The 21,435-nt window shown below is 26.4% G+C and carries 23 protein-coding genes; 9 read left to right on the top strand and 14 right to left on the bottom strand.

The window, feature by feature from the left end; genetic code table 11:
* Nucleotides 1–156 precede the first annotated feature (156 nt).
* From BDU_RS03380 to BDU_RS03365, 4 genes are read left to right on the top strand one after another with little or no spacing between them, the layout of a single operon-like run.
* Entirely contained in the window at nt 157–819 is a 663-nt protein-coding gene (locus BDU_RS03380) for an HAD family hydrolase (RefSeq protein WP_041177739.1), read from the top strand.
* Nucleotides 816–1,679: a hypothetical protein gene (locus BDU_RS03375; RefSeq protein ID WP_012538416.1), complete on the top strand. Its 864-nt coding sequence runs from the start codon at nt 816–818 to the stop codon at nt 1,677–1,679. The genes BDU_RS03380 and BDU_RS03375 overlap by 4 nt, the downstream gene beginning before the upstream one ends.
* Nucleotides 1,673–2,722, top strand: a complete 1,050-nt coding sequence (locus BDU_RS03370; protein ID WP_012538415.1) for a hypothetical protein — start codon at nt 1,673–1,675, stop codon at nt 2,720–2,722. The genes BDU_RS03375 and BDU_RS03370 overlap by 7 nt, the downstream gene beginning before the upstream one ends.
* Nucleotides 2,719–3,234 carry a hypothetical protein gene (locus BDU_RS03365; RefSeq protein ID WP_012538414.1) on the top strand — a complete coding sequence of 172 codons (516 nt, stop codon included), beginning with the start codon at nt 2,719–2,721 and terminating at the stop codon, nt 3,232–3,234. The genes BDU_RS03370 and BDU_RS03365 overlap by 4 nt, the downstream gene beginning before the upstream one ends.
* Nucleotides 3,235–3,246: 12 nt before the next feature.
* Here the strand turns inward: BDU_RS03365 and BDU_RS03360 are convergent, their stop codons facing one another.
* From BDU_RS03360 to BDU_RS03325, 8 genes are all read right to left on the bottom strand, one after another.
* A complete protein-coding gene (locus BDU_RS03360; RefSeq protein ID WP_012538413.1) occupies nt 3,247–3,687 on the bottom strand; it encodes a response regulator in 441 nt (146 codons plus the stop codon).
* A gap of 48 nt (nt 3,688–3,735) precedes the next feature.
* A complete protein-coding gene (locus tag BDU_RS03355) occupies nt 3,736–4,221 on the bottom strand; it encodes a chemotaxis protein CheX (protein ID WP_012538412.1) in 486 nt (161 codons plus the stop codon).
* A gap of 11 nt (nt 4,222–4,232) precedes the next feature.
* Nucleotides 4,233–5,627, bottom strand: coding sequence for a CheR family methyltransferase (locus tag BDU_RS03350; protein ID WP_041177791.1), 1,395 nt, complete (start codon nt 5,625–5,627; stop codon nt 4,233–4,235).
* An 8-nt stretch (nt 5,628–5,635) separates the two neighbouring features.
* A complete protein-coding gene (locus BDU_RS03345) occupies nt 5,636–8,227 on the bottom strand; it encodes a chemotaxis protein CheA (RefSeq protein WP_012538410.1) in 2,592 nt (863 codons plus the stop codon).
* 70 nt (nt 8,228–8,297) lie between these two features.
* Nucleotides 8,298–9,344: a flagellar filament outer layer protein FlaA gene (locus tag BDU_RS03340; RefSeq protein ID WP_193333510.1), complete on the bottom strand. Its 1,047-nt coding sequence runs from the start codon at nt 9,342–9,344 to the stop codon at nt 8,298–8,300.
* A gap of 79 nt (nt 9,345–9,423) precedes the next feature.
* Nucleotides 9,424–9,963, bottom strand: coding sequence for a flagellar filament outsheath protein (locus BDU_RS03335; protein ID WP_041177789.1), 540 nt, complete (start codon nt 9,961–9,963; stop codon nt 9,424–9,426).
* Nucleotides 9,953–10,948, bottom strand: a complete 996-nt coding sequence (locus tag BDU_RS03330) for an N-acetylmuramoyl-L-alanine amidase family protein (protein ID WP_193333521.1) — start codon at nt 10,946–10,948, stop codon at nt 9,953–9,955. Before BDU_RS03330 ends, BDU_RS03335 begins: the two co-directional genes overlap by 11 nt.
* Nucleotides 10,941–11,900 (bottom strand): glycosyltransferase family protein, encoded by a 960-nt coding sequence (locus tag BDU_RS03325; RefSeq protein WP_012538406.1) that lies wholly within the window; start codon nt 11,898–11,900, stop codon nt 10,941–10,943. The genes BDU_RS03330 and BDU_RS03325 overlap by 8 nt, the downstream gene beginning before the upstream one ends.
* Nucleotides 11,901–11,960: 60 nt before the next feature.
* Between BDU_RS03325 and BDU_RS03320 the strand changes: the two genes are divergently transcribed.
* Nucleotides 11,961–12,605, top strand: a complete 645-nt coding sequence (locus BDU_RS03320; RefSeq protein WP_049752253.1) for a hypothetical protein — start codon at nt 11,961–11,963, stop codon at nt 12,603–12,605.
* A gap of 1 nt (nt 12,606) precedes the next feature.
* On the opposite strand, the gene BDU_RS03315 is transcribed toward BDU_RS03320, so the two are convergent.
* Genes BDU_RS03315 through BDU_RS03305 form a run of 3 tightly spaced genes read right to left on the bottom strand, consistent with a single transcriptional unit; the run spans nt 12,607 to nt 13,805 of the window.
* Nucleotides 12,607–13,041: a DUF192 domain-containing protein gene (locus BDU_RS03315; RefSeq protein ID WP_012538404.1), complete on the bottom strand. Its 435-nt coding sequence runs from the start codon at nt 13,039–13,041 to the stop codon at nt 12,607–12,609.
* Nucleotides 13,038–13,445: a hypothetical protein gene (locus BDU_RS03310; protein ID WP_012538403.1), complete on the bottom strand. Its 408-nt coding sequence runs from the start codon at nt 13,443–13,445 to the stop codon at nt 13,038–13,040. The genes BDU_RS03315 and BDU_RS03310 overlap by 4 nt, the downstream gene beginning before the upstream one ends.
* Nucleotides 13,446–13,457: 12 nt before the next feature.
* Nucleotides 13,458–13,805 carry a zinc ribbon domain-containing protein gene (locus tag BDU_RS03305; protein WP_012538402.1) on the bottom strand — a complete coding sequence of 116 codons (348 nt, stop codon included), beginning with the start codon at nt 13,803–13,805 and terminating at the stop codon, nt 13,458–13,460.
* Nucleotides 13,806–13,901: 96 nt separating this feature from the next.
* On the opposite strand from BDU_RS03305, the gene era reads away from it, so the two are divergent.
* Nucleotides 13,902–14,774 (top strand): GTPase Era, encoded by an 873-nt coding sequence (gene era / locus BDU_RS03300; RefSeq protein ID WP_012538401.1) that lies wholly within the window; start codon nt 13,902–13,904, stop codon nt 14,772–14,774.
* Nucleotides 14,775–14,856: 82 nt separating this feature from the next.
* Complete coding sequence (gene lysS / locus BDU_RS03295; protein ID WP_041177738.1) at nt 14,857–16,422, top strand: lysine--tRNA ligase; 1,566 nt, start codon at nt 14,857–14,859, stop codon at nt 16,420–16,422.
* A gap of 85 nt (nt 16,423–16,507) precedes the next feature.
* Here lysS and gpmA read toward each other — a convergent pair whose 3' ends face one another.
* Entirely contained in the window at nt 16,508–17,260 is a 753-nt protein-coding gene (gene gpmA, locus BDU_RS03290) for a 2,3-diphosphoglycerate-dependent phosphoglycerate mutase (protein WP_012538399.1), read from the bottom strand.
* A gap of 222 nt (nt 17,261–17,482) precedes the next feature.
* Here gpmA and rpiA point away from each other — a divergent pair, with 222 nt between their 5' ends.
* Nucleotides 17,483–18,169, top strand: coding sequence for a ribose 5-phosphate isomerase A (rpiA, locus tag BDU_RS03285; protein WP_012538398.1), 687 nt, complete (start codon nt 17,483–17,485; stop codon nt 18,167–18,169).
* Here the strand turns inward: rpiA and psgB are convergent.
* Complete coding sequence (gene psgB / locus BDU_RS03280) at nt 18,156–19,286, bottom strand: HemN-related non-iron pseudo-SAM protein PsgB (protein ID WP_318250780.1); 1,131 nt, start codon at nt 19,284–19,286, stop codon at nt 18,156–18,158. The two genes, rpiA and psgB, sit on opposite strands and share 14 nt — an antisense overlap.
* Nucleotides 19,287–19,415: 129 nt before the next feature.
* On the opposite strand from psgB, the gene BDU_RS03275 reads away from it, so the two are divergent.
* On the top strand, nt 19,416–20,264 hold the full coding sequence (locus tag BDU_RS03275; RefSeq protein WP_012538396.1) for a DnaJ C-terminal domain-containing protein: 849 nt from the start codon (nt 19,416–19,418) through the stop codon (nt 20,262–20,264).
* On the opposite strand, the gene BDU_RS03270 is transcribed toward BDU_RS03275, so the two are convergent.
* Nucleotides 20,261–21,412 carry a hypothetical protein gene (locus BDU_RS03270; protein WP_012538395.1) on the bottom strand — a complete coding sequence of 384 codons (1,152 nt, stop codon included), beginning with the start codon at nt 21,410–21,412 and terminating at the stop codon, nt 20,261–20,263. The genes BDU_RS03275 and BDU_RS03270 overlap by 4 nt on opposite strands.
* Between the last annotated feature and the right edge of the window lie 23 nt (nt 21,413–21,435).

The raw sequence follows: 21,435 nt of genomic DNA, 5'->3' as shown, positions 1-21,435 counted from the left end.
GACATAATAAAACTAAAAACAAATATTTTCAAGGAATCTTTAGAAAAAAAACAAAAATAATGTAAAATATTATAAATACTATAATAAAATAAACAAAAAATAGAAATAATGATAAAATGAAGCAAATGATATATGACTTTCAAGGGGATTTACAATATGAAAATCAAAGCTTGCATTTTTGACATGGATGGAACTTTAATAAACAGCATTATGGATATTGCATCATCAATGAACCTTGCTTTAAAAAAATTAGGATATAGAGAAATTAAAACAGAAGAATTTAATACCCTAGTTGGAAGAGGATATTCCAAATTAATAGAAAACACCCTAAAACATCTAAATATAGATCTAAATGACAAGCACCTTAATGACAATCTTTATCAAGAATTTGTAAAAGCATACAATCAAAATTTATATTTTCACACAAAAACATATGATGGAATACCAGAACTTTTGAAAAAACTAAACTCACTTAAAATCCCTATTGGAATTTTAAGTAATAAAAACCATGAAGAATTACTAATAATCACAAAAGACATATTTAAAGATATCAAATTTTTTGAAGTCAGAGGTTACTCATCAAAATTCGAAGCAAAACCAGATCCTGAAAATGCCCTTGATATGATTATAGAACTCAATCTTATGCCACAAGAAATAGCATATATTGGTGATAGTGACGTTGATATGTTAACTGCTCAAAATGCTGGTTTTTTGCCCATAGGAGTCTCATGGGGATTTAGAACAATACAAGAATTAAAAGAAAACGGAGCAAAATACATATTAAATAATCCATTTGAACTCCTAGACATACTCAAATGAACCTAAAAATATATTTTCCACATCTTTACCACTACTTATTTAATCATGAAAGTATAAAAGGATTGTCGGTTTTTGAAAAAGAAGTTGAAATAATCAAATACATAGAAGATAATAAAAAAACCATTTCAACATTTATAAATGAAAATTTTAAATTTGACACAGATTCACTAATTCAATACGTTAAGGAAAAAACAAACATAATAATTAGTCCTATTATCTTATCAAATATTGAATCTATTGATCTAAATATTGTAAAAGATCTTTTTAATAAAAAATTTAATAAAAATAATCTTGAATTAATATTTAACTCCATTAAAACAAATCCTTATTTAAGAAAAGAATTTCTATATAATTTTAATATCATAAGTAGTGGATATATAACATTCTATATAAATAAACTTTTTGAAGATAAAAATTCTTACACAATATACTTAATCAAAAAAGAAAGTAATATTTTTGATTCTTCTAAAATTATAAAAAACTATATTAAAATTTTATTATTATTAAGAATCCTAATAATTAAATTTTATTTAGAAAAAGAAATAAAGTTAGTTCCTCAAAATATTGAAAACATATCACAATTAGTGAGCAAAGAAATAGAATTTTTAGACAATAACACAGTAAAGATAATAACTCAAAGTCTATTTAAATATGAACACTTAAGCAATATGTCTCCAATTGCAACATTAATATCAATCTTTTCAAATAGAACTAAAATTCCAAATATCAAAAATAACAGAACAAAAGGATTTATTGGATACGATGAGAGTTGGTTTTCAATAAAACAATCAAATTCAAAAGACTACGATCCAAGAATTATTAAAGAACTCTTAGAAATAGCTAGGAAAAACAAATGGTAAAAATATTTTCAAATTTTTTTAAAGCAATTTTAATAGCATCAATATTTACATTTTTGATGGAAGAATTATCAATAATACTTTTTTTGCCATATAAAATTCGATTTGCTTTAATATTCATTGGATTTTTATTTGACATAATATTAATTCTTATTTTCTTATATAAAATTTTAAAGGCATTTTTTTTAAAAAAATCACAAATATACATAAGAAATAATCTATTCTTCGACTTAATACATTGTCTAGTTCCTTTAATATTTTATAGTTCCCATCAAATGCAAAATATACTAAATCCTCAAGAAATAATCTTAACTCCAATAATACTCTCACTCTTTAAATTAAGATTTTTAAGACTTCTTAGATTTAACGACTTAATGATTGAAATCTATTATAATCCAAAAGAAAAAAATTTAATTTTAATTGCATTTGCCAGAACATTTTCAATAAGTTCACTGGTTCCATTTATATTTTTTATCATATTCTCAAGTTCAGGTTTTGCAAATACAATCCCCGAAAAACAAGAGTTCAATATAATAAAAAATATTTCTATCACAACTGAAAAAAATTATATTAAAGAAAAATATCCTTTCATACTTATAATTAAGGACAAAGAACAAACTATATATTCTAAATCCGATGATATATTTTTTTATTATAGTCCTAGTGAATATAAAATTATTGAAATAGACAAAACAAAATTCTATATAGACAAATATTTACAAAGAAAAAATGACTCTGTAATAGGAATATTTTTATTTACCCTTTTCATATCATTTGCAATATTTTTAACAAATTTTTATAAATTTTTTAAAGCAAGTTTTCTAAACCCAATTATATTAATGCACAAAGTTTTACAAGACCCATTTGAATATAGAAAAATTCAAATTCCATTTCATTTTAGTGAAGAAAAAGTATATGAAATGGCAAAAACATTTAACAATGTTTTATTAAAAAATAAATTAAATACAAAAAGAAAAAGCAAACTTCCACTAGAAATTGAGCAACTAAAGAAAATAATAAATAGTAACAATAAGGAAAACATATGATCAAAAAAATATTACTGTTTTTAATAATTAACACATCAATTCATTCAAGATTAATAACACCTTCAATAGAAAAACGATCATCAGAATCCATAAAAAAATATTCTGCTTTTAACTTATTAATAGAAGAAGAATATTATATTCAACATCCAAAAAGTACACATGAAATACAAATATATGAATTAACAGAAAATTTCATAAAAAGTATTCTAAAAAATAAAATCGATGACTCAAAAATCACTCCAACATACAGAGAAACTAACAAATACTTACTTCAAAGTGAAATCATTGACAAAGATTTTACAAAATACAAAATATTTAAAATTAAAACTATAGATTCAATTTTTAAAAGCTCAGCATTAATATACACCACAAAAGGATTTTACAAGCTAGAACTATACATAAGTGATAATAAAGACAAATTAGAAATTTTCAACCTCAATCCATCATACTTCACAAAAAATCCAAACGAAATAACTAATGAAATGATTTTTTATAATAACAATAATAAATAATCAACATTAATTTCATTTGACAAATACAGACATAACTCTTTGAAGAACCTTGGCTCTATCAAGAGGTTTTACAATAAACGTCTTTGCACCCTTAATCAAACATTCCTTAACCAACTGCTCTTTCCCCAAAGCAGAAATCATTATTACTTTAGCATTTTTATCAAATTCAATAATATTATCAAGACATGTCATTCCATCCATTCTGGGCATAGTAATATCAAGAGTAACAATATCGACATTAGGATAATGATTTTTATACTTAACCACAGCTTCTTCACCATCAGCAGCAGTGTCAATAATGTTAAATCCTTCAGAAGTAAAAATTTGAGTAAGTTGCTTTACAGTAAAAACCGAATCATCCACAATCAAAACATTAAAAGGAACCCCTGTATCATAATTAATACCTCTTGGTTTATTTGAAGCATCCATAGCAATTGTAGTTTTTTGGATCATATTAAACCCTCTTTTCTAATAATAAGCACTCTCAACTTCATAATAATATCAAACCCTCTCCCTTATTGCAATATTAACTTCAATAATTTTATTATCTGGCAAAGTAAAAGGTACTATTAATGCTTCAGACCCTTTATTACTTATCTTCATATTCTCCCCATAAATAAAAGCTGGAGGTGTTATGTCAAACACAAAACCCTTAGAATGTAGAGTAGTAACAAAATTACCAGCAATAATATTACCAACTTCTGTAAGAGTTGCTGCTACCATTTCCTTGGTCTCCTCATCATCAAAATCAACATACTCTTCAAAATTTAATTTAGATGCAACAAAAAGTGCAGTATCAATATCCATGTCAATAATAATACTTCCTTCAACAGAACCTGCAAGCCCTACAATAACAGAAACTCCCTTTATCTTTTGATTTATTGATTTAAGCCCAGGACTGCCCATTTGAATATCATCGACAAGCAACATATCTCTTAAAACTGAAGAAGCAGCATCTAAAAATGGCTCTATATAATCTATCCTCATTAATTTCTCCTTTAAATCCTTTTATATAGGTTAAAATATTTTACAGACTTATCTTTTATAAAAAGATCATTATTCTTAAGTTCTTCATTATCTCCCAAAATCAAAAGAGCACCTCTAACAGATTTTTCCGCAATTGCATTCAGAATTAAAACTTGACCATCATCATTCAAGAAACATAAAATATCTCTTAAAAACACAATTCCCAAATTTTCTGGAAATTCTGATAAAATGGCATCTGAATATTCAAATAAAATACTATTCATAATCTCTGGCTTAAATTTATAAACTCCTGAAGCTTGCTCAAAGGAATTTTTTCGATAAATTTCACTCAAATTAATCTCAGATTCCAAGAAAACCAGACTAGAAGTACCTATAACTTTATTAAAATCATTATCAATAGCCGTTACTTTAAAAGGATTTTTATAAGACTCATATAAAACATTCACGAAAGATATTGTCTCTTTTCCTTCACCACATCCAATTTCAAAAACATTTAAAATAGTACCAATATCACTCATATTATTAACATGCCGTTGAACAATTTCCTCCTGAAATTCCTTTAAGTACTGCTCATTCCATAATTGACTCGATGATTTTGAATAAAATTCACTTAAGAAGTTATCATAAGCTAAATCATTAATATTTGCAATATCTAATTTAACTCCTATCTTCTTTAAAAAATCGTCACTTACCAAGGATGAATTAAAAGAATATTTAAAAAGATTTTCCTTAATCACCCTTAAATCATCTAAATTATCCTTAGAAGATAACACATGATTACTAGCAGATGCCTCTGATAACTCCAAAGAATTATTATCAAAAGATATCGACTGCTCTTCATGCTCAGAAGTACCTATCTTATCACCTGTATTTTTACTGTCTTCCAATAAAACTTCTTTTTCTTCTATATCATTATCATAATTGAAAATTTTACCAACATCAAGAACAATGTACAATTTTGAACCATATTCAACTACACCCCTCATGTAATGTATCAATGTTTCCTGAAATAAAATAGGATGAGGATCCTGAATCAAAGAAGAATCAATTGAGAAAACATTATTAACCTTATCAACAATAACTCCTATTAATAGATCGTTATTTCTAAGCACCATAACATCTTCAAAGTCTTTTTTAATGACTTTCAAATTAAACATTATCCTCAAATCAATAATAGAAATTATTTCCCCTCTTAAATTGTCAAGCCCAACCACATACTTTTTAGCATTAGGAACATATGTAAAATTATTAGACTTTCTAATCTCTTTAACTTGCATGATATCTACCAAATAACTATCATCCCCAATATTAAAAGATACAACTTTAAAATCTAAATTAACAGAATCTTTTTCTTTAAGATGACTACCAATATTATGTTCATCTAAATATATCTCTTTTATTTCCATCATAAAGACTATCCCTTCATATCCCTTAAGTCAAACAGCCTAAATACATCAATAATCAGAACAACCTTACCATTACCAAGTGTAGTAGCTCCAACTATTCCAGGACTTGAAGCATACTTATCTTTAATAGGTTTTACAACAAAATCTTCCTCTCCAAGAATAGAATCAACAACTATACCTGCTTTCTTATCATTAATGCTAATCACTATCAAAAATTTTTCATACAAATCTTGATGATCATTTTTTATATTAAAAAGCTCATCAAGCCTAAGCACAGATATAACTTCTTCTCTTAAATTATATACCTCATGATCATTTTCAAGAAGCCTAATATTATCTTCATTAATTCTATGAGTTTCAAGCACACTGTTTAAAGGAATAACATAAATCTCATTCCCTGATTTCACAAGAAGTCCTTGAACAATCACCAATGTTAAAGGAAGTTTAATTTTAAAAATAGTACCAACATTAATTTTTGAATCTATAATGATAGTTCCATTTAATTTTTTAACATTATTTTTAACAACATCAAGCCCTACCCCCCTACCAGAAACATCTGTAATTTGACTAGCTGTCGAAAACCCAGGCTCAAAAATCAAATTAAGCATTTCACTCTCAGAGAGAACTGTATTTTCATTTATTAAACCTTTTTCAATTGATTTTTTCCTAATGACATTTGGATCTATACCTTTCCCATCATCCTCGATTTCAATTGATATAACATTACCTTCATTTTTGGCACGCAAAATTATATGACCAGCTTTATCTTTTCCCTTACTAATCCTTTCATCCATAGTTTCAATTCCATGATCCATAGAATTTCTAATACAATGCATTAAAGGATCTACAAGGTCATCTATAACAGATTTATCAACTTCAGTATCTTCCCCTTGAGTACTAAGTTCTACAACTTTACCTAATTTCTTTGAAAGATCTCTTATTACTCTTGTAAACCTTGAAAAAATACTAGCAACCGGCAACATCCGTGTTCTTAAAACACTCTCATGTAAATCAGTAATTATCCTAGAGAGTCTATTAGATGCAAATCTAGAATCTTGGTGAATCTTAAATAATAAATCTTTTAAATTCATCATATCTTGCAAACTTCTATCAAGTTTATGTTCCAACAACTCCACTATCCGTGTCTCAATAGAATTTTCCAAATCTAAACCGACATCTTTAAAAATCATCTTTAAATCTGACAAAAAACTATTACGAAAATTTTCTTGATAATCATAAAAATAATTAAAACCATAAATAAAAGATGTCATATCAGAATTTATTTGATTATAGGACGACTTACTAATGACAGCTTCACTTACAAGATTTAATATAGAATCTATTCTTTTGCTATCAATTCTAATTAAATTAACATTTAAAGCTGATTTCTTAGATTCTTTAACAGGAGCATAAGCATCAACTTCAGTACTTACATCCATACCTTTAATATCTTTCAAATCAACTTCGCTAATATCAAAACTAACAACAACATCTGACAAATCTACCTTTTTAGAAATACTCTCTATTGAAGTTTTTGATATTAAATAATAAACAATCAAATCAAAAAATTTATCTGACAGCAAATCCTCACTATCAGGAATAGATTTATAAATTTCCCCCAAACTTTTCAAAGCCTGTAACATTTGAAAGCCAGAAATAGTTGACATAGGATTATTCTTATTAAAATATAATTTCACTTCAAACAACTTAGAATCTCCAATATGATTTCTTAAATCAATAATCTCATCATTAGAGAGTTGAAAACCACCCTTATTAGATACTGTATTATCTTTAGAAAGTGTATTATCAACTGAATTTTGCTCTCTTAAATTTGCTTTTGCCAATTCATTATCAATATCAAATTCATTAATTGAATAATCTGACGCAACATCAGATAAATTTATCTTTTCTTCAATCTTATGAATATCTAAATATATCAAATAATAATCCACTCTTTTTAAAAATTGATCCGAAATCAATTGATCATAATTTGGAACTGTATGAAGAATTGGAGCTAAATCTTTTAAAGCTTGAAACATCTGTATTCCAGCAATTGTAGCCATGGGATTATCTTTGTCAAAATCAACACTAACTTTTAAAAGTTTTTGACCAAGCCCTACAGCTTCCCGCATATCATTAATATCAGAAGAAGAGAGTAAAAATTCATCATTATCTTTATTTTCTAAAACTGAAACAGAAGTTGTCTGATAATCATATTCCAAAAAGCCTCTTAATTTACTTTTAAGTCCACTTACATCCTGCAAATAAACATCTCCATTAAGACGTGCATCAAGCATACTTTTTATTACATCAAGCGCATTCAAAAGTAAATCAATAAGATCATTACATATTTTTAACCTATTATCTCTAATAGCATCAAACACATCCTCAACAACATGAGTAAAACTTGAAAGTTCCATCATATCAACAGAAGCTGAACTACCCTTAATAGTATGTGCTGCCCTGAATATTTCATCAATAGTTTCCATATTATGAGGGTCATCTTCTAATGAAATAATATTCTCTTCAAGAGTATCTACAAGATTTTGAGCCTCTTCAAAAAAAATTTCTAAAAGCTCTTTATTATCTGCATCTATCATTCACCCATTTTCCTATTTTAATGATAACAGGAACAAATTGAAAATTGACCCTGCTATCATAATAAATTTATCATTTCTCAGTACGTACCCCAGATTTGTCATTACTACTTTTTTTACCTTTTTCAAATAAATCTTGAAAAGATTCATCTGGCATTGATATACTCTCTCTCACCTTTAAAACTTTCTTCAGAGCTTCCTGGGACTTCAATTTTCGAAGTGACTCAACTCCACGTGTTTCATAAATTTTAAATATAGATTCATTATCAACATCAGAATCCAAGGAAATACTTAATTTATCATAAATAACCCTTAAATCTTTGATATAAAAAATTAGATTTTGTTCCCTTGAACTATGAAATTTTGAAACTCTAAATGCTTTAAACCTCATTTTGCTTGAAGGAAGAGGATAATTGGGAACACTATTATCAGCTCTTCTAGAACTTATCCCTGGAAGATAAGTAGGATTTGACCACACTAAATCTGCCCAACCCTTAAATTTTAAAGAACCTAAAGGATAAACATATTCCATACCACTCATATCTTCAAATAAAACTTCAAGATCAACATCATGTCCCAAACTGTAAACTGTAACCTTTACCTCTTTCATAATTCTAACATTATCAATAAGACCTCTACCTACAAATTGATTACCATTTTCTCCAGCATAAAAAGGAATTTTAAATGGAGGCAATACCATTGCAGAAGACTGAATATAACTTGGAAATAATACTCTAATTCCCAAAATTGTCTCTCCTGCATATCTTCTAGAATCACTCTTAACAACAGCCGGAACAACAATAGAATTCTTTACATATGCCTGCATTCTAGCTGAAGGTGTTAAAAGGACACTCCAATTATTTATTCCAAGATTTAATACCATATCTTCTGGCTTCATAATGCTTGAAGCTCCAGAATATACACGATCAATATAATCTGTAAGATCAAGCTCAGTAGAACTTGGATCTTTTGCAAGTTCTGCAAAATCAAGAACCAATTCACCAGGTTCACCATCAGAAGAACCATCACCTGATGATGTTCTAGATGTTTCTTGGCCAAAAACAGGAATTAAAAAAATAATAAAAAATAAAATAAAAACACTTTTCTTCATTTTATCCATCAAATCAACTCCTCATACAAAATAATTTAATTTTTTATTTGTCAATTTCATAATACATCCAATAATACTCAAAAACATCTTAAACATTTAAAATATACCCCTCAATGAAAATAAAAATTTCTTTAACATCTCTAGGATAGTTAAAATTAATTGTTTCTTTTAAAGATTTAACAAATAAACTTACCCTCAATTCCTCAGAATCCTTATAAGCACCATTTCCAAAAGAATCATAAAACTCTTTGGAAAGATTTATAAAATATACATCATTACTCATAAAAGAATATAAAAGCTTTACATTAGTAGTTCCAAATTGCAAATAAAAGCCTTTACTATTACCCAATAAAAAATCTTTAACTAACAAATCCAAATTTTCTTTAAGAGTTTTTCTTTTTTTTAAATAACGTAAATCAGAAATTAATTCATGCTCAGAATGGAAATAAAATACTTTTCTAAAGAAAAGATTATCATAATTACAAAATATCATATATGAAGAAAATAAAAAACTTAATAATAAAAATACAATCAATATCTCAAGTAAATATTTCGAACAATAACGCCTAAGAAAATCGTAACAAACACAAATATTTTTCATCAACATGTTAAAACCACTATTTCTCATAAAATTCAATAAACTTAATTAAGGACTCAAGTACTAAAATATTGATTTTGCTCATATAATTGTAATCCAAAATCAAAATCGCATCATCAATATTCGATAAAAACCCAATTTCAATTAATACAGCGGGCATACTACTATTTTTAATCACAAACCACTGCTCTTCCCTAATTGTTCTAATTTTAGTCTCACATAAAACATCACTAAAAGTTTCATATAAAATTTCCGCTAATTTTTTCGATTCATATTTATACTTAATATCTAGTATATCATTAAGCTCCCTTAAGTATCTATTACCTCTAATATCATATCCTTTCAAATTCCTTATAACCTCTCTTTTTGAATTTTGAGGAAGATACCAAAATTCAACTCCTCTAGCATCCGGATTTGGGGCATTATTTGCATGTATCGACAAAAATATAACATTATTGGGAAAATCTGGTTTAATTGCATTTGCAAATTCGGATCTATCTTGTAATGACACAAAAATATCATCCACACGTGTTAATAAAATATTTCTATCTAAAAAATAATTACTAAGGATTTTATATAAATGTATAGAATAAGTCAAAGTAAAATCTTTTTCAAAAAAAGTAATATTATGTTCTCTTAACTTATGTGTTACAACAGCTCCCCTATCATGACCACCATGACCAGGATCAATAACAATTGATGTTATTCGTGGTTTACTATAACTTTGCAAAGATCGAAAATAATTTTCAATCTGCATCAAAGCTTTCTTAGTGATTAAAATTTCCCCATCTCTTAAAAGGATAGGATCTACATAAATATAATAACCAATAGATGATAAACCATATTCAAAACCCACTTTAAGCTTAAGATGTCCTTTCTCATGCTCAATTGTAAGAATATCTCTCTCAATATTAAAATTGAACTTAAAAAAGTTGCTATCAAATGAATCAAGAATATTGACATACTCAAATTCATCTGCATGCACAAATAAAAACACAAATACTAAATTAATCAATAATATTATTTTCCCAAAGTTCAATTGCACTCTTTAAATCACCTTTAAACCTTAAGCTATTTTTGATGGTTTCATATTTAATTTCTTTAAATTCTCTGCCAAACCTAAAAGGATTAACACCATATCTTAAGCATAGTCTTATAAATCGTAAAAATGAAAATTTTACTCCATTTCCAATAAAAATAGGAACATAATTTTTAAGTAAAAAAATCAAAAAACTTTTATTTTTTGTTAAATCTTCTGGAACATTTAAAGCTGTATATTGTATACGTAATTTCCTATAAATATGAATACTCTCTCCAAAATAAATAGCTCTAAGCCCAAAATCTAATCTTTGAAAATACTCATTTTTGATCCTCTTATCAAAACCTCCTAACTGAATAAACTTCTCCTTAGAATAAAGACCACAATAATCCATAGTAATTAAAGTCTTCTCATAATCACGTTCAGAATTTATTAAAATTACTTTCAATCTTTGATATTTATCAATAGTAGGCAGAAAAATCGATGGAACAACCTCTTCATCTTTATCAAAGAATTCACCACCAACAAGAAGTACATTCTTTTTAACAATTTCATCAAATATATTAGGAATCCAAAAAGGATTTAACAAGTACATATCACTTTGCAATACAAAAACAAAACTACAAATGGATTCTTTCATAGCTAAATTAACTTTCTCTCCAGAATTTAAATCCCCAGAAAGTAAAATAAACTTCAATTTATCATAATTTTCTGAAATAAACTGAAGAGAAGTCCTATTACTTTGTTTTTCAATAGAAATAATTTCTCTGATAAAGTCAAAATTAGAAAGAAATTCAAATAAATCCTCCCTAAAAATTTTTGTGCCTCTATTTAAAATGACAAAAGATATTCCAAAAGTTGACTTTTGTACATAACTATTTTTAGACTGAATAACTGTATAAGAATAATCATTACTCCTAAAATACATATAACTTACTTCAAAAATCCTTATAATTAAACTATAATAAATTACATGGTAAGCAATAACATGTTAAAAACAAGTATTCTAAACATTGAACAATTAAAATATAGCATAGTTATTGCCGTTTTAACACTAATAACATTCATAAGTTGTAAAGATAAAAACGTAACTTACGACAAAAGAATTAAAAAAATACTTGATAACAATAAATTAGAATATAGAATAGATAAAGAAAATGATTTCATCATATCAAAAACCATTAACAATGCAAACATAGAAATAATAGTCAGATCAAAACTAAATTCATATCAAAATTCAAAAATAAGAGAAATATTTGGCATAGTAGAAACATTTGACGTTAATTCGGATAAAATTCAAGAAATATCAGAATCTTTAATGAGCGATAGTTACAACAATCGTGTCTTAGGATCATGGGAAATAATCCATGATCCAGAAAGAGGCAATAATTCTTTGGTATACATTGTTAAAGCTGAAGAAAATGCAAAAGAAATATTCTTACTTGATGCCTTTGAAGAAATAGCAGCAACAATATCTATATTTAAAAAAGTAATAAGAGACGATAAAACAGACATCAACATTAAAGATAAATCCAATGAAACCTTCAATAAAATTCCTAATGACACATTACAAAATGAAGATAAAATCAACGATCATGAAGAAGAAGAACTTCAAAAAATAAAAGCTAAATAATTTACTCTATATTTAAAGAATTAACATCAAAATTAAATTTGACCTTATCACCCACTTTAATTTTAAATTTAGAAAAAGTACCCCTTGAAACCTCAAGAGCATATTTAACCTTATATTTAGAATTGACACTCACTTCTGAGAAAGGAATTAAATTATAAATCTCTTTAATAATACCTGCAGCATTAATATAAGCAATTTCAAGTGGTATAGAAGTATCCCGCATCCAAAAAGATAAATTTTTTTCTTTATCAAAAATAAAAAGCATGCCATTATTTATATCTATATGTCTAGTTCCCATATAACCTTTAGCTCTAGTAACCTTATCAATTGCAAGCGTAACAAAAAACTTAGTATCATTAATAATGATTTCTTTATCATATACATGCCTAACACAAGAGACAAAAAAAATTAATGCAAACAAAATTTTCAGGTTCAATTTTCTCCATTAATGTAAGACTTTAATGTCATTCTTAAAATATTATCATTTAACACAATAATTGAATCACCAATATCCCAAACATAATTAAAAGGAGTTACAACAGAAGCATCACCAAATTTTTCTTTAACACTCAAAACAATAGAATATTGAGAAACCAATTTTTTATCAAAAACAAAAGTATATGAATAAAGTTTATACTTATCAAAACTAAAATAAGCATTTTTTACACAAATTTTACCTCTAAAATTCAAAATTTGTGTATTAACAGAAGCTATTTCAACTTCTTCAATATCATAATAAAAAATAGAATTGCGTTTCATATTATCTTCAACAGTCTTAACATTATCTCCTAAGTTAAAAGATAAGAAAATAGAAAATAAATAAAAAACCGTAATTCCCATATAAATTCATCCTTAGAAAAAAAGAATATAAACAAAAAGCAAAATTATCAAAAAATTAGCAAACAAATAAAGCATAACATTCACATAAAATCCAAAATAAAATTTTCTTCTTAAAAAGCTATCACCATTCCAAAGCCTTTTAAATCCTCTATTAATAGAAAGTTTTTTTAACTGTTTTTCAAAAGGACTATAATTACATTTTGGACAACCATTCTCAAATGCAGAAATAATACCTACATATCCACAACTTGGACATTCAAGATCGCCTAACTTAGAATGACAATTCAAACACATTGCCTTATCAAGTTCAACTCTCTCACCACATTTCTCACAAAAAACCTCAAAATTGACTTTTCTCAAACCTTAATCCTTGTAACACAATATTTAAAGATAGTATACATTAATTACCATATAAAATATATTAATAATATTAATACATTGAAATAGGAAATTAAAATGAAATCAGGATTTGTATCAATCATAGGTAGACCTTCAACAGGGAAATCTACACTTTTAAATTCAATATGTGGACATCAAATATCAATCACTTCCTCTACACCACAAACAACTAGAAATAAAATAAAAGGAATATTTACAGACAAAAGAGGACAAATCATTTTTATAGACACACCAGGATTCCATCTAAGCAAAAAAAATTTCAATATAGCATTAATGAATAACGTATATTCTGCAATTATAGAAACAGAATTAATTATCTATGTCATAGACATTCAAGATCAACCTGGAACTGAAGAAAATGAAATATTAACAATCATACAAAGATCCAAAATTAATTTTATAGTGGTCATAAACAAAATTGATATTCACAAAACAAAAGAAAAAGAAATAATGACATTTTTAGAAGAAAAAAAAATACAAAAAAACAAAATTATAAAAATCTCTGCTGAAAAGCAAATAAATATTGAGACAATGAAAGATAAAATTTATGAAAATCTTAATGAAGGACCTCTTTATTATCCAAAAGAATATTATACAGATCAAAAAATAAATTTACGAATTAGTGAAATAATTAGAGGAGTAACTATTAAAAAACTTAAAGAAGAATTACCATACTCTATATACACAGAAATCGAGATCTTAGAAGATAGAGAAAACAAGTTTTTTATTAAGGCAAATATTATTGTAGCTGGAGAGAGTCAAAAGGGAATAATAGTTGGCAAAGGAGGAAAAGGCATTAAATCAATTGGTGAAGAATCTAGAAAAATAATATCAAAAATACTTGAAAAAAAATGCAATTTATTCTTACAAGTAAAATTAAGAAAAAATTGGAATAAAAACGCTAAATTAATTAAAAATTTGATAAATTAATATGATAACATTTTTCAACACTTCTTCATATTGAAATAACAAAAATAGGATGATAAAATTAAGTTTTAACAGAGGAAATATTATGAAAACAGCACACTGGGCAGATTTTTATGCAAAAAAAATAATAACAGAAAAAGGTGAAAAAGAACAATACACAGTTTCATCAGGAATTACTCCATCAGGAACCGTTCACATTGGAAATTTTAGAGAAGTAATTTCTGTTGATCTAGTAGCAAGAGCACTTCAAGATCAGGGAAAACAAGTAAGATTTATTTACTCATGGGATAACTATGATGTATTTAGAAAAGTACCTAAGAACATGCCTGATCAAGAATTATTAACAACCTATTTAAGACAAGCAATAACAAGAGTTCCTGACACAAAAACTAATAAGTCAAGTTATGCAAGAGCAAATGAAATAGAATTTGAACAACATTTGCCTACTGTAGGCATTGAGCCAGAATTTATAGATCAAAGCTTAAAATATATGTCAAGTGATTATGCAAATCAAATAAAATTTGCACTAGATCATAAAGATGAAATAGCAACAATACTCAACAAATACAGAACCACACAACTTGCAGATGACTGGTATCCTATTAGCATTTTTTGTACCAAATGTAATAGAGATACTACAACAATAAAAAATTATAATCATTGCTATTCTATTGAATACTATTGCGAATGTGGCAACAAAGAATCGCTAGACTTAAGAAAAACATGGGCTTGCAAACTTCCATGGAGAATAGATTGGCCAATGCGATGGAAATATGAAAATGTTGATTTTGAACCTGCTGGCAAAGATCACCACAGCAGTGGAGGAAGTTTTGACACAGCAAAAGAAATCGTAAAAATTTTTGGAGGAACTCCTCCCATAACATTTCAATACGATTTTATATCCATTAAAGGACATGGTGGAAAAATATCTTCATCATCTGGAGACGTTGTTTCATTAAAAGATGTTCTTGAAATATATACACCTGAAGTTACAAGATTTTTATTTGCGTCAACAAAACCCAATACAGAGTTTTCAATATCATTTGACCTTGATGTAATAAAAATTTATGAAGATTACGATAAATTTGAAAGGGTATATTATGGAATTGATGAAATTCAAGAAAAGAAAAAAGAAACTTTCAAAAGAATTTATGAACTCTCACAACCAAAAGCACCAGACAAAGAAATTCCTTATCAAATTGGATTTAGACATTTAAGTGTAATATGTCAAATTTTTGAAGGAGACAAAGATAAAATCTTTACACTTTTAAATAATATAAAAGAACATCAAAAAACAAAACTAATAAATAAAATTGAATGTGCCATCAACTGGATTAAAAAATTCGCACCTGAAGATTTTAAATTTTCACTCAGATCAACATTTGATAACATTGAAATACTTCAAGATAACAATAAACAAGCAGTAATACAATTACTAAAATTCTTAAAAGAAAATTTTAATAATATTACTGAAAAAGAAATTCAAGATGAAATTTATAATATTGCAAGAAAAAACAATATTGAACCACCATTATTCTTTAAGCAACTCTACAACATATTAATTACTAAAGACAAAGGACCAAAATTAGCAGGATTTATTAAAACAATTGGTATTGAAAAATTTGAAGAAATTGTAAAACATTACATTTAATTTTAACACAAAAATATTTGAAATTTATAATAAGAAGAGATCATATTTATCAATAATCTCTTCTTATTAACGTTTGCTCTGTTTTTTATCTATCTATTTTTTTACCTTGATTAGCAACAGATTCCATAGCTGCCTTAATTTTATCTTCATCACCCAAATAGTAATGTTTAACGGGTTTTAAATTTTTATCAAGCTCATAAACTAAAGGAATACCCGTTGGAATATTGAGCTTTAAAATATCTTCTTCACTCATATTATCAAGATATTTAACAAGAGCCCTTAAAGAATTACCATGAGCAGCAACAATAACTCTTTTTCCTTCAAGAATAGCCTTAGCAATTTTATCTGTCCAATATGGTATAACTCTTGCAACAGTATCTTTTAAACACTCGGTTGAAGGAAGTTCACTTTTAGGAATATTTTTATATCTTGAATCATGAATAGGATGACGCTTATCAGACTCATCCAAAGGCATAGGAGGAACATTATAACTACGTCTCCAAATGAGAACTTTATCTTCGCCATACTTTTCAGCCGTTTCAGCCTTATTTAACCCTTGCAATGCCCCATAATGTCTCTCATTAAGTCGCCAAGATTTTTCTACATCAATATACGATTGACCCAATTCACACAAAATAATATTTAAAGTATCATTAGCTCTTACTAACATTGAGCTAAAAGCAATATCAAAAGAATAACCTTCCTCTTTCAATATTCTACCACCCTCACAAGCTTCAGAAACACCCTTCTCAGAAAGTTTAACATCAGTCCATCCTGTAAAAAGATTTTCCTTATTCCATTCACTCTCACCATGCCTCACTAAAACTAACTTATACATAAAATCTCCTAAGAAATATTTAGATTACCTTAATAACATTTTATCAATTAAATTAACACAAAATCTAATTAATGTTAATACTCAAACATTTCTTAAAGACAATAAGTTATAAAACTATTTTACTCAAAATAAAACATTGTTATTTACTGAATTATTAATGATATAATTTACCTTAAAGTTCGTATTCTAATAAACATTTAGTAACTAAAAGGATTATTACAAATGGAAAAACAAAAAGAATTGATCTCAAAATATGCAATTGATAATTATGTAACAAGCAACATGTTCATAGGAATTGGAACAGGAACAACTGTTTTTTATGCAATTAAACACTTAAGTTACAAAATAAAATCTGGTGCTTTAAAAAATCTTACATTTTATCCAACAAGCAGTGACACACAATGCTTACTTGCAAAAGAAAATATTGCTTACGAATCAAAATTCACAAAACTTAACAAAAATATAGATATCACAATCGACGGAGCTGACGAGGTTCTATTAGATAAAAAAGCATTAATTAAAGGTGGTGGAGCAGCTCACTTAATGGAAAAAGTAGTCGCATATAACTCTAATCAGTTATTGATCATTGCAGATGAAACTAAAATAGTAACAAATTTAGGAGAAAAAACACCAATACCAATAGAAATTGCCCCAAATGCCCTTGCATTTATTAAAGCCAAACTAGAAAAAATGAACTTTAATCCTGTTTTAAGAACATGTAAATCTAAAGCAGGACCACTAATTACTGACAATAATAATTATATCTTAGACATAAAAATGAATATTGAAAATCCTAAAGGAACTGAAAAATATTTTAAATTATTCCCTGGAATACTTGAAATTGGTATTTTTAATCATCAAAATACTAAAATCATATACTATCAAAATGGACAAATTAAAGAAACTTAAAGCTCACTTTAAAAGAATTAACAATTAAATATTCTTCTATCAATCGCAAATAAAAATTCAATTTAAACCTCTCACATTGCTCCAAATAAAGAATATCATTACTCAAAACAACTGATTTATTTAAACTTAAAAGGTAATCAATAAATTTATAAAAATCGTTCTGGTGATATATAAATCTACGTCTCAAAATAGATATATCAAGACCTTGCTTGGTACCAAGATTTGTAATGAAATGATAAATAAAAAAATCTAAATCACTTAAATTTTCAAAAGTGGCAGAAGACTCTACACTATACAAAAAATTATCATCCTTCCTAATCACAGCCCTAAGACCATTATTCTCAGAAACAAAAAGCAAACTAACAGCTTGCAAGCCAAGACCTAAATATGGACTGAGTTCCCAATATCGCACATTATGTTTACCCTCATATCCTCTTAAGGCAAAATTTGAAATTTCATAATTTAAATAACCATGAGACTCCAAAAAATCAAAAGCATAGAACCATAAATCTTCACCCCTAATATCATTATAATCACTATAAGCATCACTACTAGAATCAACAATACAATTATTCTTATCAATCAAAACTTCTGAAAGAGAAATATGTTCGGGAGCATATGATATTACTTTTACTAAATCACTCTTAAGATTTGTTTTGTTGTGATACAAAATATTAATATCAAAATCAATATTCAAATCAAAATGAAATTGATGAATATTTTCAATAGCAGCATTAACTTTATCAATAGATACCCCAAAAATACCTATCTTCTCTAAAAATTTTGAAGAAAAACTTTTTATATCAAGACTAATTCTACTGACAAAAAAATTATCTAGAACTGTTAAAACAGACGTTGTAATATTTCCAGGATGCAATTCAAAAGTAAATTCATCCAAATCAAAAAAATTAAATTTTGCAGACAAAGATGTTAAAAAAGATTTTAATTCAAAAACATCAACCAATCTTAAATCATTATATTTAATATAAAGAGTCTTAACTTTTGGAAATCCCAAAACTTCTAAATAATAAGACAACTCACGAAATACTTTTTCATAAAAAATATGACTAAAACACTTACTAAAATCAATATAAATACTTAGCTCTTTCAAAGACAAAAAATTCAATACTATATAAATAACCTTTAAAAAATTTAAGTTTAATTATAATATATATAATCATAGCATTAAGTATAATGAATTTAACTAACTGCAACATAAAATAGGAAATAAAAACAAGAGGTTTAAATGTCTAAAGATTACTACAACATACTTGGAGTAAATAAAAATGCTACAACAGAAGAAATAAAAAAAGCCTACAAAAAATTAGCAATTAAATATCACCCTGATAAAAATAAAGAAAACAAATTTGCAGAAGAAAAATTTAAAGAAATAAATGAAGCTTACGAAGTTCTATCATCTCCTCAAAAAAAATCTAATTATGACAATTTTGGAAATGCAGATTTTAACAATAACTTTAATACAGATTCATTTACTAAAGGATTTAAGAATTCTGGGTTTCAGCATTTTGACAATTTTGATTTATTTTCTGATATTTTTGGAGAATTTACAAAAGGAACAATTCAAGATAAAGAGGTAACTATTAAAATTTCTTTATATGATGCTTATATGGGAGGCAAAAAATTTATATTGATAAATAACGAAAAAATCGAAATTAATATACCAAAAGGCACAATTGATACCACAAAATTAAAATTCAATGGCAAAGGAAATACCAATCCAATTTCTGGAAAAAGAAGTAACTTAATTATTAAATTTGAAATATCAAGTTATAAAAACTTTACACTAAAGGATCGAAATTTAGAAACACAAATTAACGTATATCCATGGGAAATAGCTTTAGGGAGTGAAAAAATCTTTGAAACAATTGAGGGTAAGAAAATAAAAATCAAAATTCCAAAAAACACAAAAAATGGAGAAATACTTAACTTAAAAGGTCTTGGAATGCCTGCTCTTGGAAATGCCATTAAAGGAGATCTGAAGGTTAAATTAATAGTAGATGTACCACCAATTATTAATGATGAAGTTAAAATAATATATGAAAAGCTAAAAGAAATATATAATAAAAAATTTTAAACAAATAATTGTTCAAAATTTTTCAAACTTTGCTCCCAATCACGCTTTAGGCTATTAAGTTTATCTATTTTAAGTTCATATTCCTTAATGCCTTCTTCAAGACTACTAAGACTTTTATTAATATCAACTGTGAATTGAATAACATCACCTTGACGAGGTGAAAGGCTAAAGAAAGTAAATTTCCAAGCTCCAGAATTTATAGTAGATATTATTCTTTTTTGAAAAACATAATCTGATATTAAAACAAGTTTCTGAAACTCCTTTCTACGTAAATAAATAAGTTCATTCCATTCATTAAAAATGGCATCGGGTAATTCATCCAAGCCAATCTCAATGATATTACTTATCGACAAGAGAATATTAAGAACCTCTAATAAATTTAGATAATAGCTTTCAAAACAATGAATAACAATATCCAACAAAGAAATCTTAACAAGCAATTTAGATATATCAAGACTATGCTCTTTCATAATTTTTGATATTCTCTCTTTTGCATACTCCATAACAAATTTTTTATGCGTATCTTTAATATATTCACTTACTTTGACCTGCTCCACCTTTTCACAATACTCATCAATTTCTTTATTAATTAAATCTAAACTACTATTATTAGCTTCATTAACAAAAAAATCAATTGAATGCTCAAGTCTCTCTAAAAATTCTTCTTTAATAAAATAAGTTGCAATCTTAATACAAGAATATGGTGTTTTATTCCGTCTATCAAATTCCTCAATCTTCTTTTTAAGATCCACTTTAAAATTTAAATATCTAAGCCTATCTAAAAATTTATCAAAAGTATCCTCATCATCCAAAAGGACATCACATTCAAAATCTAAAAACTCTGATTCTGGATAATATTTTTTGATTAAACTTTTAATGTTATTCAAAGTATCACAAAATATTGTCTTATTAACACTTAAATTATCATTTTCTTTTGAAGAAATGTAGGTAATATTCGTGATATCTTTACGAATTTTATCTAAAAAAACAATTTTATTTTTAAACAAATTAGCATCATTAATAAGAGTCGATTGTTCTTTATAAGAATAGTAATTTATTAAACTATATCTAAAAATACTAAAATTGAGATGCTTTTGAAAATCAAAAAACCTATAAAATCCTAATGAACCAAAATCAAAAAACTTCATATCATAATATTATAACAAAATAT

This window comes from Borrelia duttonii Ly, from assembly GCF_000019685.1.
Lineage (GTDB): Bacteria > Spirochaetota > Spirochaetia > Borreliales > Borreliaceae > Borrelia > Borrelia duttonii.
The sequence above is the reverse complement of the archived record's forward strand: the minus strand, read 5'-3'. Positions and strand labels throughout refer to the sequence as shown.

Excerpts from the sequence above, each read along its gene's own strand:
- BDU_RS03380 (WP_041177739.1), top strand. The coding sequence starts at position 157 with ATGAAAATCAAAGCTTGCATTTTTGACATGGATGGAACTTTAATAAAC.
- BDU_RS03375 (WP_012538416.1), top strand. The coding sequence starts at position 816 with ATGAACCTAAAAATATATTTTCCACATCTTTACCACTACTTATTTAAT.
- BDU_RS03370 (WP_012538415.1), top strand. The coding sequence starts at position 1,673 with ATGGTAAAAATATTTTCAAATTTTTTTAAAGCAATTTTAATAGCATCA.
- BDU_RS03365 (WP_012538414.1), top strand. The coding sequence starts at position 2,719 with ATGATCAAAAAAATATTACTGTTTTTAATAATTAACACATCAATTCAT.
- BDU_RS03360 (WP_012538413.1), bottom strand. The coding sequence starts at position 3,687 with ATGATCCAAAAAACTACAATTGCTATGGATGCTTCAAATAAACCAAGA.
- BDU_RS03355 (WP_012538412.1), bottom strand. The coding sequence starts at position 4,221 with ATGAGGATAGATTATATAGAGCCATTTTTAGATGCTGCTTCTTCAGTT.
- BDU_RS03350 (WP_041177791.1), bottom strand. The coding sequence starts at position 5,627 with ATGGAAATAAAAGAGATATATTTAGATGAACATAATATTGGTAGTCAT.
- BDU_RS03345 (WP_012538410.1), bottom strand. The coding sequence starts at position 8,227 with ATGATAGATGCAGATAATAAAGAGCTTTTAGAAATTTTTTTTGAAGAG.
- BDU_RS03340 (WP_193333510.1), bottom strand. The coding sequence starts at position 9,344 with ATGGATAAAATGAAGAAAAGTGTTTTTATTTTATTTTTTATTATTTTT.
- BDU_RS03335 (WP_041177789.1), bottom strand. The coding sequence starts at position 9,963 with ATGAGAAATAGTGGTTTTAACATGTTGATGAAAAATATTTGTGTTTGT.
- BDU_RS03325 (WP_012538406.1), bottom strand. The coding sequence starts at position 11,900 with ATGTATTTTAGGAGTAATGATTATTCTTATACAGTTATTCAGTCTAAA.
- BDU_RS03320 (WP_049752253.1), top strand. The coding sequence starts at position 11,961 with ATGTTAAAAACAAGTATTCTAAACATTGAACAATTAAAATATAGCATA.
- BDU_RS03310 (WP_012538403.1), bottom strand. The coding sequence starts at position 13,445 with ATGGGAATTACGGTTTTTTATTTATTTTCTATTTTCTTATCTTTTAAC.
- era (WP_012538401.1), top strand. The coding sequence starts at position 13,902 with ATGAAATCAGGATTTGTATCAATCATAGGTAGACCTTCAACAGGGAAA.
- lysS (WP_041177738.1), top strand. The coding sequence starts at position 14,857 with ATGAAAACAGCACACTGGGCAGATTTTTATGCAAAAAAAATAATAACA.
- gpmA (WP_012538399.1), bottom strand. The coding sequence starts at position 17,260 with ATGTATAAGTTAGTTTTAGTGAGGCATGGTGAGAGTGAATGGAATAAG.
- rpiA (WP_012538398.1), top strand. The coding sequence starts at position 17,483 with ATGGAAAAACAAAAAGAATTGATCTCAAAATATGCAATTGATAATTAT.
- BDU_RS03275 (WP_012538396.1), top strand. The coding sequence starts at position 19,416 with ATGTCTAAAGATTACTACAACATACTTGGAGTAAATAAAAATGCTACA.
- BDU_RS03270 (WP_012538395.1), bottom strand. The coding sequence starts at position 21,412 with ATGAAGTTTTTTGATTTTGGTTCATTAGGATTTTATAGGTTTTTTGAT.